The sequence below is a fragment of the Mannheimia bovis genome (genome assembly GCF_014541205.1).
Classification (GTDB): Bacteria; Pseudomonadota; Gammaproteobacteria; order Enterobacterales; family Pasteurellaceae; genus Mannheimia; species Mannheimia bovis.
Window position 1 is genome coordinate 739,388 of sequence record NZ_CP061280.1, and the last position, 14,469, is coordinate 753,856.

The 14,469-nt window shown below is 39.4% G+C and carries 13 protein-coding genes and 1 pseudogene; 6 read left to right on the forward strand and 8 right to left on the reverse strand.

Features of this window, described 5'->3' with window-relative positions:
- Positions 1 to 82 precede the first annotated feature (82 nt).
- Positions 83 to 1,282 (forward strand): Na+/H+ antiporter NhaA, encoded by a 1,200-nt coding sequence (gene nhaA, locus ICJ55_RS03840; protein ID WP_188157382.1) that lies wholly within the window; start codon positions 83 to 85, stop codon positions 1,280 to 1,282.
- Between the two features lie 149 nt (positions 1,283 to 1,431).
- On the opposite strand, the pseudogene ICJ55_RS03845 reads toward nhaA, so the two are convergent.
- The 4 genes and pseudogenes from ICJ55_RS03845 to metJ form a co-directional block, all read right to left on the reverse strand.
- Positions 1,432 to 2,337: pseudogene (locus tag ICJ55_RS03845) on the reverse strand (IS256 family transposase, variant Zn-binding type); the annotation flags it as partial.
- A gap of 106 nt (positions 2,338 to 2,443) precedes the next feature.
- Positions 2,444 to 3,868 (reverse strand): sodium/pantothenate symporter, encoded by a 1,425-nt coding sequence (gene panF / locus ICJ55_RS03850; RefSeq protein WP_188157383.1) that lies wholly within the window; start codon positions 3,866 to 3,868, stop codon positions 2,444 to 2,446.
- Positions 3,861 to 4,091: a YhdT family protein gene (locus ICJ55_RS03855; RefSeq protein WP_188157384.1), complete on the reverse strand. Its 231-nt coding sequence runs from the start codon at positions 4,089 to 4,091 to the stop codon at positions 3,861 to 3,863. Before ICJ55_RS03855 ends, panF begins: the two co-directional genes overlap by 8 nt.
- A gap of 51 nt (positions 4,092 to 4,142) precedes the next feature.
- Positions 4,143 to 4,460, reverse strand: a complete 318-nt coding sequence (metJ, locus tag ICJ55_RS03860) for a met regulon transcriptional regulator MetJ (protein WP_126301616.1) — start codon at positions 4,458 to 4,460, stop codon at positions 4,143 to 4,145.
- A gap of 154 nt (positions 4,461 to 4,614) precedes the next feature.
- On the opposite strand from metJ, the gene ICJ55_RS03865 reads away from it, so the two are divergent.
- A complete protein-coding gene (locus ICJ55_RS03865; protein ID WP_188157385.1) occupies positions 4,615 to 5,370 on the forward strand; it encodes an MlaA family lipoprotein in 756 nt (251 codons plus the stop codon).
- Positions 5,371 to 5,444: 74 nt separating this feature from the next.
- Positions 5,445 to 6,809 (forward strand): UDP-N-acetylmuramate:L-alanyl-gamma-D-glutamyl-meso-diaminopimelate ligase, encoded by a 1,365-nt coding sequence (mpl, locus tag ICJ55_RS03870; protein WP_188157386.1) that lies wholly within the window; start codon positions 5,445 to 5,447, stop codon positions 6,807 to 6,809.
- A gap of 46 nt (positions 6,810 to 6,855) precedes the next feature.
- On the opposite strand, the gene ICJ55_RS03875 is transcribed toward mpl, so the two are convergent.
- A complete protein-coding gene (locus ICJ55_RS03875) occupies positions 6,856 to 8,007 on the reverse strand; it encodes a cytochrome-c peroxidase (protein WP_425168887.1) in 1,152 nt (383 codons plus the stop codon).
- Positions 8,008 to 8,227: 220 nt separating this feature from the next.
- On the opposite strand from ICJ55_RS03875, the gene ICJ55_RS03880 reads away from it, so the two are divergent.
- Complete coding sequence (locus ICJ55_RS03880; protein ID WP_188157387.1) at positions 8,228 to 8,527, forward strand: DUF4298 domain-containing protein; 300 nt, start codon at positions 8,228 to 8,230, stop codon at positions 8,525 to 8,527.
- Between the two features lie 22 nt (positions 8,528 to 8,549).
- Here ICJ55_RS03880 and fabR read toward each other — a convergent pair whose 3' ends face one another.
- From fabR to thrC, 3 genes are all read right to left on the reverse strand, one after another.
- Positions 8,550 to 9,182 carry an HTH-type transcriptional repressor FabR gene (fabR, locus tag ICJ55_RS03885; protein WP_188157388.1) on the reverse strand — a complete coding sequence of 211 codons (633 nt, stop codon included), beginning with the start codon at positions 9,180 to 9,182 and terminating at the stop codon, positions 8,550 to 8,552.
- A 1-nt stretch (position 9,183) separates the two neighbouring features.
- On the reverse strand, positions 9,184 to 10,068 hold the full coding sequence (gene oxyR, locus ICJ55_RS03890; RefSeq protein WP_188157389.1) for a DNA-binding transcriptional regulator OxyR: 885 nt from the start codon (positions 10,066 to 10,068) through the stop codon (positions 9,184 to 9,186).
- Positions 10,069 to 10,282: 214 nt separating this feature from the next.
- A complete protein-coding gene (gene thrC, locus ICJ55_RS03895; protein ID WP_188157390.1) occupies positions 10,283 to 11,557 on the reverse strand; it encodes a threonine synthase in 1,275 nt (424 codons plus the stop codon).
- 125 nt (positions 11,558 to 11,682) lie between these two features.
- Between thrC and mgsA the strand changes: the two genes are divergently transcribed.
- Entirely contained in the window at positions 11,683 to 12,141 is a 459-nt protein-coding gene (gene mgsA / locus ICJ55_RS03900) for a methylglyoxal synthase (protein WP_188157391.1), read from the forward strand.
- Positions 12,142 to 12,258: 117 nt separating this feature from the next.
- Positions 12,259 to 14,451, forward strand: a complete 2,193-nt coding sequence (yccS, locus tag ICJ55_RS03905; RefSeq protein WP_188157392.1) for a YccS family putative transporter — start codon at positions 12,259 to 12,261, stop codon at positions 14,449 to 14,451.
- Positions 14,452 to 14,469: the final 18 nt, after the last annotated feature.

The window sequence follows — 14,469 nt, forward strand, 5'->3', positions numbered from 1 at the left end:
TTTTCTATTTGATCTTACGGAAATCTTTGGTAAAAGATAAATTGTATGGAAAATGTATAAATCAATGAATAGGAGAATTTAAGTGGGAAGATTACTTTTACTTTTAAAATCGGAAGCAGCTGGGGGAATTTTGTTGCTGATTTTTGCGTTTGCGGCAATCATCTTAGCTAACTCATCGCTCAGTGATACTTATTTTGACTTCTTACAAACCAATGTCAGTTTTCAGTTTGGTACTTTTGCTTTAACCAAGCCGTTATTGTTGTGGATCAATGATGGATTAATGGCGGTTTTCTTCACGCTAGTGGGTTTAGAAGTGAAAAGAGAACTATTTGAAGGCTCGTTGTCGAGTTTAAGAAACGCAATATTTCCTGCGGTAGCGGCAATTGGTGGAATGGTTGTGCCGGCGTTGGTTTTCTGGTTCATTAATAAAGATTATCCACAATATCACTCAGGCTGGGCGATTCCAATGGCAACTGATATTGCTTTTGCTGTCGGCATTGTGGCATTACTCGGTGCACGTGTGCCTTTAGCTCTAAAAGTCTTTTTATTGGCATTAGCCATTATTGATGACTTAGGGGCAATTATTGTTATTGCTTTGTTCTATTCACAAGAAATCAGTGTGCAAGCCTTAACCATTGCAGGTATTGCGATTATAGGGCTGATTTTGCTTAATCGTTTCAAAGTGAGTTCACTGTGTGCCTATTTAGTGGTTGGCTTAGTGTTATGGACATCGGTCTTAAAATCAGGGGTTCACGCTACGTTAGCCGGGGTAATTATCGGTTTCTGCGTACCGCTAAAAGGTAAAAATGGCGAACGCCCGGCAGAGGAGTTAGAACATATTCTAATGCCTTGGTGCTCATTTATGATTTTACCTTTCTTCGCCTTTGCGAATGCAGGCGTTTCATTAGCCGGAATGGGTATGGAACAACTCACTTCACCATTACCATTAGGTATTGCGTTAGGTTTGATTATCGGTAAAACCGTTGGCGTGTTCGGCTTTAGTTACTTAGCGGTATTATTCCGTTTAGCAAGTTTGCCGCAGGGTGTGAATTTCAAACAAATTTTCGCTATTGCGGTGCTATGTGGTATTGGTTTTACAATGTCAATGTTTATTGCAAGCCTTGCATTTGATGTAAGTGCAGCAGGAGAAACTGTAACATCTCTTGCTCGTTTAGGGATTTTACTTGGTTCAGCAATTTCTGCGATTTTAGGTTATATTTTATTGAAAATCGCCACAGCTAACAATGTAATTGAAGAGCCATTACATACTGTAAAAGAGTAAGCGGTTAAATTTACAGAAAGTTTTGCAAAAAATAGGCATAGTTTAATACTATGCCTATTTTATTGGCATAGTAGACAAAAGTGTGGGATTTTTTGCATTTTCTATGCCAAGTAGACAAAAGAGTTGGTTTTGATTATTTTTATTCATCATTACCAACTCTTTTTATTTAAAAAATCCTTTATAAACATAATCTTATGTTTTTTTGTTAATCCATTATGATTACTTAATTTCTGTTTAAGTTCCTTAAATAGACTTTCTATTCTATTGGTTGTCTTGTCTATATTGAGATGTGGATGTTTCTCAAACGAAAATAAATAATCTTGATAGCGTTTCAAGCTCGCATAAGCTCCCCTTACTTCTCTATGTTTATAAGGATAATAACCTTTTTCATTCGGATATTCTGATCGTTCATTTAAAAAATCCTGATGTTTTAAATACCATAAGTGTAATGTTTTATAAAATGTATTTTTCGTGCTTTTTGTTAGCGTTTTTACGATTATTTTTAATTCTTTTCCTGCAACCGATTTATGTTTTATTCTGAGCTTTCTCATCACAATCGCAATCATATGAAATTGACACATTTGAGTTGGTGTATCAAAAACATCTTTTAACAGTCTACGCCGACCATCACAAGTAACCGATTGAATTATATAGCCTTTCTCTCGTAGTCGATTTAAAGCAGTTTTGTAGTAAATATCTTTCTCGGTTTTAACGGTGTAATGTGCAATGACTTTTTTAATATTACTATCCATCAAAACTAAAATACCAAAATCACGATGAAAGAATGTCGTATCCATCACACTATTTAATTTTTTATTTTGGGGAAGGTTTAATTTATTTTTAGGGGATTTTTCAATATATCTTTGAATTGTTCTGACTGAACAATGATATTTATCGGCAAGTTGTTTGTAGGTTTGTTTTCCTGATGTGTAATCAATCCAAATGGATATTGGATCTAATTTTTTATTAAAGCTGAAAGTTTTATTACAAGAAGTGCATTTGTAACGTTGAGTGTTATTTTTCTTACCATGTTTATGTATAGTCGATTTTTGGCAGAAAGGACAATTTTTTGTTCATAATTCAAAAAAGTGGGTTAAAGCCTTGTACTATAAGGTTTTAACCCACTTTTTACCAACACTTTTGTCTACTATGCCATTTTATTTAGTCTCTTTTATGGAGTTGATTTCCGGCTAGAAATGCAATCAGCCCAATGATGAGAGAAGGCACAATAGCGTGGAAGTTGAAGATAGAGATCTTAAATGTTGTCATCACAATATAACTACTTAACCCTGCCAACATTGAGCAAATTGCCCCTGTGGCATTTGCTTTTTCCCAATAGAGGCCTAATACGATAACCCAAAGGAAAGTGGCTTCTAAACCGCCTAAAGAGAGTAAGTTGAGCCAAATCAACATATCAGGTGGATTAAGTGCGGCAAATACTAAAAACACCGTGAATGTGAGAGTAGTAATGGTGGAGAATAATTTAATTTTTTTCTCGTTATTAATTGCATTTGGTTTGATAGCTAAATAGAGATCTTTGATCAAGGTTGATGAAGATTGGATCAGCATTGAATCAATTGATGACATAATAGCTGCCATTGGTGCAGCTAAGAAAATACCTGCAACCATTGGGGGAAGCACTTGCACCATTAAGGTTGGGATCACTTGATCCGGCACTTTTAGATCAGGCACAACCGATCTACCTAACACACCAGAAAGGTGCATACCAAACATCAAAATCGCAATGACGATAGTGCCAATAATCATCGCTTTATGCAGAGCTTGGCTATCTTTATATGCCATACTTCTCACTGCAATATGTGGTAAACCGACTAAGCCAAAGCAAACCAACACCCAAAATGAAGCCATAAAAGTGAGATCAAGTGGGCGTTCATCAATGCCGTAAGGAGAGATCAGTTGCGGATTAATTGCTTCAAGCGTATTTACCGCATTTTCTACGCCCCCTGCAGCGTAAATTACCCCACCGAGTAGAATAGTTGTTCCTACCATCATTACTAAACCTTGAATGGTATCGGTTAAAACAACCGCTCTAAAACCGCCGATAAAGGTATAAAGCCCAACGGTAATAGCAAAGATAATCACCGCAGTTTGATAAGGAATACCGAGTGTTGTTTCAAGTAAACGCCCTGCACCAATAAATTGCACAGCCATCATTGCAAAAAAGGAGAGTAGCAAGGCGAAGCCTGCAATCCATACCACAAATTTATTTTGATAACGGGCAAGCAACATATCATTAATGGTTACACTATTGTGTTTGCGGGCAAGCAAGGCAAACTTTTTTCCTAATACCCCTAAAGAAAATAATACTGCCGGTACTTGAATCATCGCCAGTAATACCCAGCCTAAGCCGTATTTATAAGCAGCACCCGGTCCACCAATAAATGAGCTTGCCCCAACGTAAGTTGCAGCAGTTGTCATTGCCAACACAAAGCCTGACATTGAACGACCACCGATATAATATTCGGAGATAAAACTGCCACCTCGACGCTGACGATACGCATAAAAAGCCACGCCAAATACAAAAAGCAGATAGGCGATGAGCGGTAAAATCATTTCATTATTCATTATTTACCTCAAGATCGATATTTTTATAGACTTTTTTAACTACAATCACAGCGATTAGTGTGAAGATAACAGGTAAAAAAATACAAGAAAGTTCAAACCAAATCGGAAAGCCGAAAATACCCCTTCCTTGTGGCGAAAAATAAGCAAAACCAATCCACCCTAAAATATAAAGCAGCGTGAGCAACATTGCCCAGCGAGCTTCTCTGGCTAATTGTTGATACATAATTTCTCCTCAAATTCCATAAAAAGAACCTCGCTAATGTGCGAGGTGGTTTTAATATTGCCATTCATCAGGATCAATCCCTAATTCACGCATTTTCTGCTTCGCTGCTTCAGGGATCTCATCTGCTCTGTCTTTCATTAAATCTTCATCATTCGGCAAAGGTTGCCCTGTAAAGGCGTGTAAAAATGCTTCGCATAATAATTCGCTATTAGTTGCGTGGCGAAGATTTTTGATTTGGCGGCGTGTACGTTCATTGGTTAAAATTTCCAATACTTTAATTGGAATTGACACCGTTACTTTCTTTACTTGTTCACTTTTTTTGCCGTGTTCTGCATAGGGGCTGATATATTCGCCGTTCCAGTCTGCCATTTAATACTCCTTATAATTTGTTCGTATTGTAATCAAAAGCGAAGCATATAACAATCTAGACGTCTGGATTTCTATAATGAAAAACCGCTTTTTATTTTGTATTTTGAATTAACTCCGTTAAAATTAGTGAAATTTTTTCCCAAAAGGCAAATTTATGAAATTATCATCATTAAAACAACTTTTTGTTGTACTCAGCGTTGCGGTTTTAACCGCTTGTTCTTCAAGTATTAACCCTGAAACCGGCGTGCGAGATGACCCATTAGAGGGCTTCAACCGTGTAATGTGGAAGGTAAACTACGATTATTTAGACCCTTATGTGCTGAAACCTGTCGCAAAAGGTTGGAAAGATTATGTACCAAGCCCGGTGAAAACAGGTTTAGTCAATGTAGCAAATAACCTTGACGAACCGGTGAGTTTTATTAACCGCTTGGTGGAAGGTGAAGGTAAAAAAGCAGCGGTACATTTCACTCGTTTTTGGGTCAACAGTATCTTTGGCTTAGGTGGCTTAATTGACTGGGCAAGCCTTGATGACGGCTTACGTTTAAATAACGGACAACGTGGTTTAGGTGAAAGTTTAGGGGCACACGGCGTGCCTTCCGGTTCTTATGTGATGCTGCCTGCTTATGGTGCAACTACACCACGTCAAGGCATCGGTAGTGCGGTAGAAACCGGCTATTCCATACTTACTTATGTTGGCACGCCTTGGTCGGTGGCAAAATATGTGGTGCAAGGCATTGATACTCGCTCTAAATTGTTAGATCAAGATGCGTTGTTAGAGCAAGCACAAGATCCGTATGTAACCTTCCGTGAAGCCTACTTCCAAAACTTAGAATTTAAAGTAAAAGATGGCAATGTTGAGCAAAATCAACAAGAGCAACTGTCTGAAGAAGAATTGAAAAATATTGATTAACTATACAAGCGGTTCTTTTTTGCAAAAAATTTGTAAAAAGCGACCGCTTGTTTGCTTTTAAATATGCGAAGAAAATGAAAAAACATATCCACATTTTAGGTATTTGCGGCACTTTTATGGGTGGTGTTGCGATGATTGCTCGTGAACTTGGTTACAAAGTTACAGGTTCAGACACCAATGTTTACCCGCCAATGAGTACTTTTTTAGAAACTCACGGCATTCAAATTATCCCGAATTACGATGTTGCTCAACTGCAACCGGCACCTGATTTAGTGGTGATCGGCAATGCGATGAGCCGAGGTAATCCGTGCGTAGAATATGTGTTGGATAACCAACTGAATTACACCTCCGGACCACAATGGTTACACGATCATTTATTAAAAGATAAATGGGTACTTGCCGTTTCCGGCACGCACGGCAAAACCACTACAACAGGAATGCTGGCGTGGATTTTAGACCAAAGCGGTATCGATACCGGCTTTTTAATTGGTGGCGTGGCAGGCAATTTCGGTATTTCTGCCAGAGCAGGCAATAGCAAATTCTTTGTGATTGAAGCGGACGAATACGATTCCGCCCTCTTCGATAAACGCTCTAAGTTTGTGCATTACACACCGAAAACCCTGATTATTAACAATCTGGAATTTGACCACGCTGATATTTTTGATGACTTAAAAGCGATTCAACGCCAATTCCACCATCTTGTTCGCACAATGCCACGAAGCGGTTGTATTTTATCGGCAATTGCTGATGAAAACGTACAAGATACGCTCAAAATGGGTAGCTACAGCCAATTACAATTTATTGGTGAACAAAACGAATGGTTTGCTAAACCATTGAATGCAGATTGCTCACAATTTGAAGTGTTTCATTTAGGGAATAAAAAAGGCGAAGTGCATTGGAGTGTGATTGGCAAACACAATATGCACAATGCTCTAATGGCAATTGCAGCTGCTCACCACGCAGGTGTTGAAGTAGACAATGCGTGTAAAGCATTAGGATCATTTATTAATGCTAACCGCCGTTTGGAAGTCAAAGGCGAAGTAAACGGCATTACCGTTTACGATGATTTCGCTCACCACCCAACAGCGATTGAAGCCACTATTAATGCCTTGCGTGGCAAAGTAGGGCAGAACCAACGTATTTTAGCGGTACTAGAACCCCGTTCTAATACAATGAAAATGGGTGTGCATAAAGATGAAATTGCCCCAAGTCTACACGATGCTCAAGCGGTATTTGTCTATCAGCCCGATATTATTACGTGGAGTGTGAGCGAGATTACCAATTCGTTATCACAACCAGCCTATTGGTCGGCAAATATTGATGATTTAGTTGAACAAGTTGCTAACGAAGCCAAACCAAACGATCATATTTTAGTGATGAGCAATGGGGCTTTTGGCGGCATTCATCAAAAGCTACTTGCCAAATTAGCGGATAAATAACCTTTACAAGCGGTAAAATTTTCGCAAAATTTTACCGCTTGTAACTTTATTTTCTATACCTCTCATCAGTCAGCGTATGTAAAAACGCTTCTAATGCCTCAATTTCTTCATCATTAAGAGGCTTGGATTTTAATTTATCGTGAGCGATAGTAGCTGCAAATTCAGGTTTTTGCCACGTCTTGCCTGTTTCAGGATTGATTTGTCTTTCCGGATTATTGTGGCTATCTAAAAAAAGCAATACGGTTTTCAACTCTTTAAATATGCCGTTGTGCATATAAGGGGCAGTTACTGCAACATTGCGTAAAGTAGGCGTTTTGAATTTGCCTTTTTGTTTTTCATCGCCTTTTACATTTGGGTTTTCAAACAAACCTAAATCAATAAAATCAGGAGAGAAGCCATTCACTTCAATCAATTTCGGGTTGCTCGGTACGCCTAAATTGTAATAGCGATAATTGCTAAATGTTTCTTCTTTATGGTTTTCATCGCTCTGTAATTGATGGCAACTGCTACAATTTGTTTGAGATTTATCGAAAAATAAGGCTCTGCCTTTTTCCTCTAAGGCGGTAAGTTGAGCTTCACCTTTCAAAAATAGATCATATTTAGAAGCAAATGGGGCAAGTAGTTTGTTTTCTTGTTGGAAAGCAGCAATCGCATCTTCCATTGCGGCATAAACACTTTCATAGCTTTCCCACACTTTTTCACCATAGAATTGCCCTAGGAAGCGTTGATACATCGGCACACTGTATAAGCGTGTGGCGACTGCTAATTTATTCTCCATTCCCATCTCATTCGGATCAATAGGCGGCATTCCAGCTTGTTCTATCAGATTTTTTGCTCTGCCGTCCCAAAACTGCCCGCCTACATATTCTTGATTGGCTGCATCAAAATGGAAATCGGGCGAGTATTTAGCGTAAAGCATTGTTGGGGAGTTGCGTTTGCCGAACTTAGTTGGATCGTCGCCTTGCGAAACCACACCATCGGCTGGAGTAATACTAGTATCAATAAAGGCTTTATCAGGATTATGACAACTTGAACAGTTTTGCGAGCCATTGTGGGAGAGCATATTATCAAAAAACAAAATCTGCCCAATGAGCTTTTTACTCATACCTTCTGCCGGCATAACACGGGACGGTTTTTCTAATGCAATAGCGGAGTGAGCTAATAGTCCGCACAAACCTATAGTTAATAATTTCATCATCACGCTTCTCCATTTTGTTGATATTATTTTAGAGATTGTTGATTATTAAATCTTCCCTCAAAATTGGTAAGCCATTGATGAAAATCAATATTCGATCATATTATAAGTTGATGTATGCTATGATTTCTCAAATTAAACAAGATTTTTAATATACCGGTTAACAAGCGGTTAAATTTGCAAAAAATTTTACAAATTCAACCGCTTGTCATAAGGGGAGTGTATGAAAAAAGAAGAAATTCAAAAAATGCAAGATCGCTATAATGAATGGATGGAATTACTGCCTGAATTGGAAAAAGGTATAGAGCAATGGAAGAAAGCCATTGAGCTTTTAGAACCCTTAAGTCAATTTTATTCTGATCCGAAATGGCGTGAATTGCACGACAGCTTTAATGAGCTATTAGAAACAAAAGGCAATTATAGTGTGTTATCGGAAGATGCGTTATGGAATGCGTTATCAGATCAATATCGATTAGCATTAGAGTGGTTAAAATTATCTACCGCACACATTACGAAAGAGTAAAAACAGACGTAGAAGCGTCTATTTAGTGTTGAGGAGCTTGTTTGCTTGCGTAATAAGCTGATCCACGAATGAGCATTCTAAGTTGCATAATCACCCGTTGCTTGAGCTTTTCTCGCTCTTGGTTGTTCATATCTAGTGCGTGAGAGCCGGCGGTAAAGACTAACGTAACCAGCCCTTCTGCTTGAATATAAGCAAGTTCTCGGTTGCTGTGGTTATCTTTTCCCATAATGTAATCCGCCAATTCGGCAACAAAATGCTGAATTTCTCGTGAGGCGGCGGTTCTAAAGGCTTGTGATGTGCCTGAACTTTCACGTAGTAGCAATCGGAAGACGTTAGGTCTGTCAGCAATCAGTTCAAAGAATGTTTCAACTGATACAATAACCACACTGCCGCCATTGGCAATGCGTTTACGGGCTTGTCGCATTAATTGACGAAGCAATAAGCCGGACTCATCAACCATTGCTAAGCCCAGCTCGTCCATATCTTTAAAATGGCGATAAAATGAGGTTGGAGCAACCCCTGCTTCACGGGCAACTTCCCGCAAGCTCAGGTTGGAGAAACTTTTTTCCGGACTTAATTGATTAAACGCCGCTTCAACCAATGCTCTACGCGTTTTTTCTTTTTGAATGGCACGCACGCTCACCACATTTGCCATTTTAAACCTCAGTTTTGATAATCTGCGTGATTGCTTGGGCTAAACGCTCATAACGCACACGTAGTGGAGAACCCGGGCGGTAAACCATACCGACCGCACGGAACGGTTTTGGGGTATCAAATGGAATATAACGAATACCGTCCATTGGTTTTGCTGCCAGCTTAGGAATTAGAGCTATGCCTACATTTGCCGCAACCATATTGCGTAAGGTTTCTAAATTAGTTGCTTTGAAGTGCGGATTTTCTTTCGCACCGATAGATAGGCAGTAATCCAGCGTGTGAGTACGTAAGCAATGACCGCCGTCAAGGAAAAGTAGCTCTTTGTTTTTCAATAAACTGATATCTAATTTATCCAATGTAGCCCATTCGTGATTTTCCGGCACAACGAGATACATTTCTTCATCAAAAATCGGCACTTCGATAAAAGGCTCACTCTCTTTTACAAATGAAATGATGCCGCAATCAAGCTGACCTGCCTCAAGTTGATCTAATAATTGGTTAGTTTGCAATTCGTAAAGATAAAGCTCCAGATCAGCGAAATCTTTTTTCAATGCAGGAATAATAATTGGAGAAAGGTAAGGTCCGAGTGTCGGAATTACCCCAATATGGAGCGGACCGGACATCTCTTTCCCTTGATTGCTTGCCATTTCTTTTAGAATTTTAACTTCTCGCAATACCACTTTCGCTTGTTCTACGAGGGTTAAGCCTGCTTGCGTGAAAAGCACTTTGCGGCTGGTTCGCTCAAGTAAAATTGTGCCTAGCTCATCTTCTAATTTACGGATTTGCCCACTTAATGTTGGCTGGCTGACATTACAAGATTCCGCTGCACGGCGGAAATGTTTATAGTCTGCAAGGGCAATCAGGTATTCTAAATCTCGAATGTTCAATTTATTTCTCCAATTTGATATTTTCCTATTAATCCGATAGGTAAATTATGCCATATTTGCACGCATAATGCTTAGCATTTTACAACATAACTGTATCTATCGATAGGATTTAACGATAAATTTTAAGGTTTAATTAAATTAAATAAATTGATAAGAGGTGAGAGCATTTTAACAACAAAAGAAAATGGGGCTTAACGCCCCATTGAGATGAGATTTATTTTAATAAATAAGCACGTAAGGTATTAAAATCTGCCGCCATTTCGTCTGATAAAAGCGGTAATTTATTGTGTTTATCAAGAGCTTCCGGAAGTGGTAATTCAATCTCCAAAATACGCTCGACCGATTCTTTAAACTTCGCCGGGTGAGCAGTACATAAGAAAATACCGGTTTCACCTGCTTGAAGTTGATCTTTTAAGGCTTGGTAAGCAATAGCACCGTGCGGCTCGCATAAGTAACCTTCCGCATATTGTGCTTTTAATGCTGCTTCGGTTTCTTCATCATTTAATGCTGCTGATCCTAAGTCTGACAAGCTCCAACCGTTGCGTTTGAATAACTCTTCCACACGAGGCCAGTTATTCGGGCGGCTTACGTCCATTGCATTTGAAAGAGTAGCAACGGTAGCATTTGGTTCCCATTTGCCTGATTGTAAGTAGCGTGGAACGGTGTCGTTTGCATTCGTTGAAGCAACAAAACGTTTAATTGGTAAGCCCATTGATTTTGCAATCAAACCTGCCGTTAAGTTACCGAAGTTACCGCTTGGTACAGAAACTACCACATTATCACGTTTCTCTTTTGGCAGTTGTGCCACAGCTTCAAAGTAGTAGCAAACTTGAGCCAGTAGACGGCTGATGTTGATGGAGTTTGCAGAGTTTAAGCCGATGGCTTGGCGAAGTTCCGCATCATCAAAGGCTTGTTTAACTAAGGCTTGGCAAGCATCAAAATCAGACTCAATCGCCACAGTGCGAATATTGCCGCCTAAAGTACAGAATAATTTTTCCTGTAATGGGCTGATTTTACCTTTCGGATACAAAATCACTACATTAATATTTTCTAAACCGTAGAAAGCGTGAGCCACTGCTGCACCGGTATCGCCCGAAGTTGCGGTTAAAATCGTGATTTTTCCATCGCCACGCACGTTCGCAAGAGCTTGAGCCATAAAACGACCACCAAAGTCTTTGAACGCTAAAGTCGGACCGTGAAATAATTCTAACGCATAAACATCATCATTGACTTTCGCAAGTGGTGCTGGGAAAGTAAACGCATTTTTTACCATTACATTTAACGTTTCTTGCGGCAATTCTTCGCCGATTAACGCAGAAAGAATTTTTTGGCTACGTTCAACTAAAGGTAAATCTAATAATTCATCAATATTATCTAATTTAGGTAAGACTTCGGGGAAAAATAATCCTTGATTTTTGCCTAATCCCTGGCGGACAGCTTGGGCAAAACTCACTTGTTCTTCTGGATGTTTGATGTTGTATAAATTCATTTAGGGAGATCCTTTATTTTAAAATAGAAATTTTTAATTGATTTTAGCCATAAGCAATGATTAGTCAATGCAAAAGCGAAAAATAAGCGGTATGATTTAGTAAAAATTTTGCAAAGGAGATAAAAATGAAAACCACTGTTCGAACAATCGCAAAACAAAAACAGATTGCGTTAGTTGCTCACGACAGTTGCAAACACGATTTAATTCGTTGGACGCAAACCCATAAATCACAACTTGCTTCCCATAAACTTTACGCTACAGGCACAACAGGACATTTACTTGCGAGAGAAACCGGGCTTGAAATAACGGCATTAATGAGCGGACCAATGGGCGGCGACCAGCAATTAGGCGGGCTGATTGCAGAAAAGAAAATTGATATGCTGATTTTCTTTTGGGATCCGATGAATGCCGCTCCGCACGATCCTGATGTAAAAGCCTTAATGCGAATTGCAACGGTGTGGAATATTCCTGTTGCTATTAATGAAACGTCAGCTAATTTCTTGTTAAATGCAGATTTATTTAATCAAGAGGTTGAAGCGATTGTGCCGGATTACGATGGCTATTTGGCGGAGCGTTTAGGGTAACATTTGATATTAATTACAAGCGGTCATTTTTACTCGCTACGCTCGCTCCTTCGGAGCCGTTGGCAAAGCCAATGTTCAAACGCAAGCGTTTGTTAGTAAAAATTTACAAATAAAAAGATGAATAAGTTTTTAAAAAATCTGCAAAACAGTTGGCTCTCGGAAAGTGTGATTAAAACCTTGCCGATGTTTATTTCGCTCAATATTGCCGCAGTAAGCATTTGGCAGCTTGGTATTTCGCATTTTGCGATGCCGCTGATGTTAGGCATTATCGCAGGTGGTTTGGTTGATTTAGATAATAGTCTTATCGGACGAGCAAAAAATCTGATTATCAGCCTAGTGGCATTTTCACTTTCCTCTATCGGGGCAAGCCTCTCTTTATATTTAGGCTGGCTTTTTGTGCCGGTGCTGATGGTTTGTACTTTTCTTCTAGTAATGCTTGGTGCAGTCGGGCAACGTTACAGCACTATTGCCTTCGGCACGCTGATTGTGGCTATCTATAACAGCTTAACTTATACCCCCGAAGTACTGTGGTATAACAATGTGGTGATGATCTTGCTTGGCACATTATTATACGGACTAGTCGGGATCTTAGTGTATTTGATTTTCCCGAATAGAACGGTACAGGAAAATTTAGCTTCTGCTTACCTCGCACTAAGCCACTATTTGCTGGCAAAATCCGCCTATTTTGACCCCGATGATGACGATTTAAACGCAAAACAACTGGCACTTGCCAAAGCAAATAGTGAAGTAATGGCGGCATTTGATAAAACGAGAGTGTCATTATTTTATCGTTTAAGACGACAGCACAAACAGCAACGTACGCAACGAATGTTACGCTACTATTTTACGGCTCAAGATATTTTAGAACGGGCGAGCTCCAGTCATTATCAGTATCACGAACTGTTCCAACAATTAAGTAATAGCGATTTAATGTTTCGATTCCAGCGAGTGATGGAGCTTCAAGCGGTTGCGTGCCAAAATATTGCAGTGGCATTACGCCATCGAGAAAGATATGAACACAGTGAGCGTGGTGGGAAAGCATTGCAAGGGTTACTCAACTCGTTGGTTTATCATCAAGAAAGAGGGTTAAAAAGCACTTACCGATGGGAATCGGTTGCTGAGAATTTAGACAACATTGAACGCCAATTAGCTCAAATCGAACAAGGGGCAAGCCGTTCAGAGCATATTGAACCGCTTAGTAAAAATTTCACAAAATCTAACCGCTTGATAGCCGAAAATATTACGGGTTTAGGTAATATTATCCAAGCAATTAAAGGGCATTTAACCTTTGATTCACAACTGTTTCGCCACGCCGTTCGTCTTTCGATTGTGGTGCTTTTATGTAGTGCGATAGTACCGATTTTAGGCTTTGATAATAAAGGCTATTGGATTTTACTGACAGCAGTTTTTGTCTGCCAGCCCAATTATACCGCAACCAAAACCCGTTTAATTCACCGTGTAATCGGTACAATTTTTGGTGTAATCGTTGGTGGAATGTTTGAGTTGTTTAATGTAACGCTTAGTCTTGAAGCTCAACTTGGTATTATTGTGCTGACCGGCTCGCTCTATACCTTCTTCCGTTTGGTGCATTATGGTTTTTCGACTTTTTACATTACCGTACTGGTGATGATAAGCCTTGATATTGCAGGCGTAAGCATAGAAAGTGGCACATTAATGCGAATTTTCGATACGTTACTCGGTACAGCTATTGCGTGGTTAGCCGTAACATTTTTATGGCCAGACTGGAAATATCTCAATTTGCAAAGTAACTTATATAATAGCCTAAAAGCCAGCGGAAATTATTTACGGCACATTATTGCTCAACTCCAATTTGGTTATAACGAACAACTGCCTTATCGCATAGCCCGCCGTGATGTACACAATCATTTATCAGCACTCAGCAATACAATTACGAATATGTACAGCGAGCCGCAAAAATACGCAAATGATTTAGCCTTTGCTCCAAAATTATTAGGCATTGGTTATACCTTGCTCGGCTATATTTCAACCTTAGGGGCTTACCGGATTGCCAGCCGTGAAATTAGCCGACAAGTAGATTTTTCCGCAATGTTCTTTTCACACGGACGAGAGGTGGCGAATATTATTGATAAAATTGCTGATGACAATCGTTCATTTGCAAAATTATCGGAAAAATTGACCGCTATCGATCAAGATCTCGCTCAATTTGAACAAGAGCACCAGCAAAAACAAGATGAATTGGCGTTGATTTTGATTCAGCAACTGCGGTTGATAAGCCAATTATTGCCACAGTTGCAGAGTTTATTAAAACAGGAAAAGTTATCGGTATAGACATTTAAGAGCGGGTAT

Bases quoted from the DNA above. Each gene is read 5' to 3' on its own strand.
- fabR (WP_188157388.1), bottom strand. From the start codon at position 9,182: ATGGCAAATGTGGTGAGCGTGCGTGCCATTCAAAAAGAAAAAACGCGT.
- panF (WP_188157383.1), bottom strand. From the start codon at position 3,868: ATGAATAATGAAATGATTTTACCGCTCATCGCCTATCTGCTTTTTGTA.
- mgsA (WP_188157391.1), top strand. From the start codon at position 11,683: ATGAAAACCACTGTTCGAACAATCGCAAAACAAAAACAGATTGCGTTA.
- thrC (WP_188157390.1), bottom strand. From the start codon at position 11,557: ATGAATTTATACAACATCAAACATCCAGAAGAACAAGTGAGTTTTGCC.
- mpl (WP_188157386.1), top strand. From the start codon at position 5,445: ATGAAAAAACATATCCACATTTTAGGTATTTGCGGCACTTTTATGGGT.
- ICJ55_RS03880 (WP_188157387.1), top strand. From the start codon at position 8,228: ATGAAAAAAGAAGAAATTCAAAAAATGCAAGATCGCTATAATGAATGG.
- metJ (WP_126301616.1), bottom strand. From the start codon at position 4,460: ATGGCAGACTGGAACGGCGAATATATCAGCCCCTATGCAGAACACGGC.
- ICJ55_RS03865 (WP_188157385.1), top strand. From the start codon at position 4,615: ATGAAATTATCATCATTAAAACAACTTTTTGTTGTACTCAGCGTTGCG.
- ICJ55_RS03875 (WP_425168887.1), bottom strand. From the start codon at position 8,007: ATGATGAAATTATTAACTATAGGTTTGTGCGGACTATTAGCTCACTCC.
- yccS (WP_188157392.1), top strand. From the start codon at position 12,259: ATGAATAAGTTTTTAAAAAATCTGCAAAACAGTTGGCTCTCGGAAAGT.
- ICJ55_RS03855 (WP_188157384.1), bottom strand. From the start codon at position 4,091: ATGTATCAACAATTAGCCAGAGAAGCTCGCTGGGCAATGTTGCTCACG.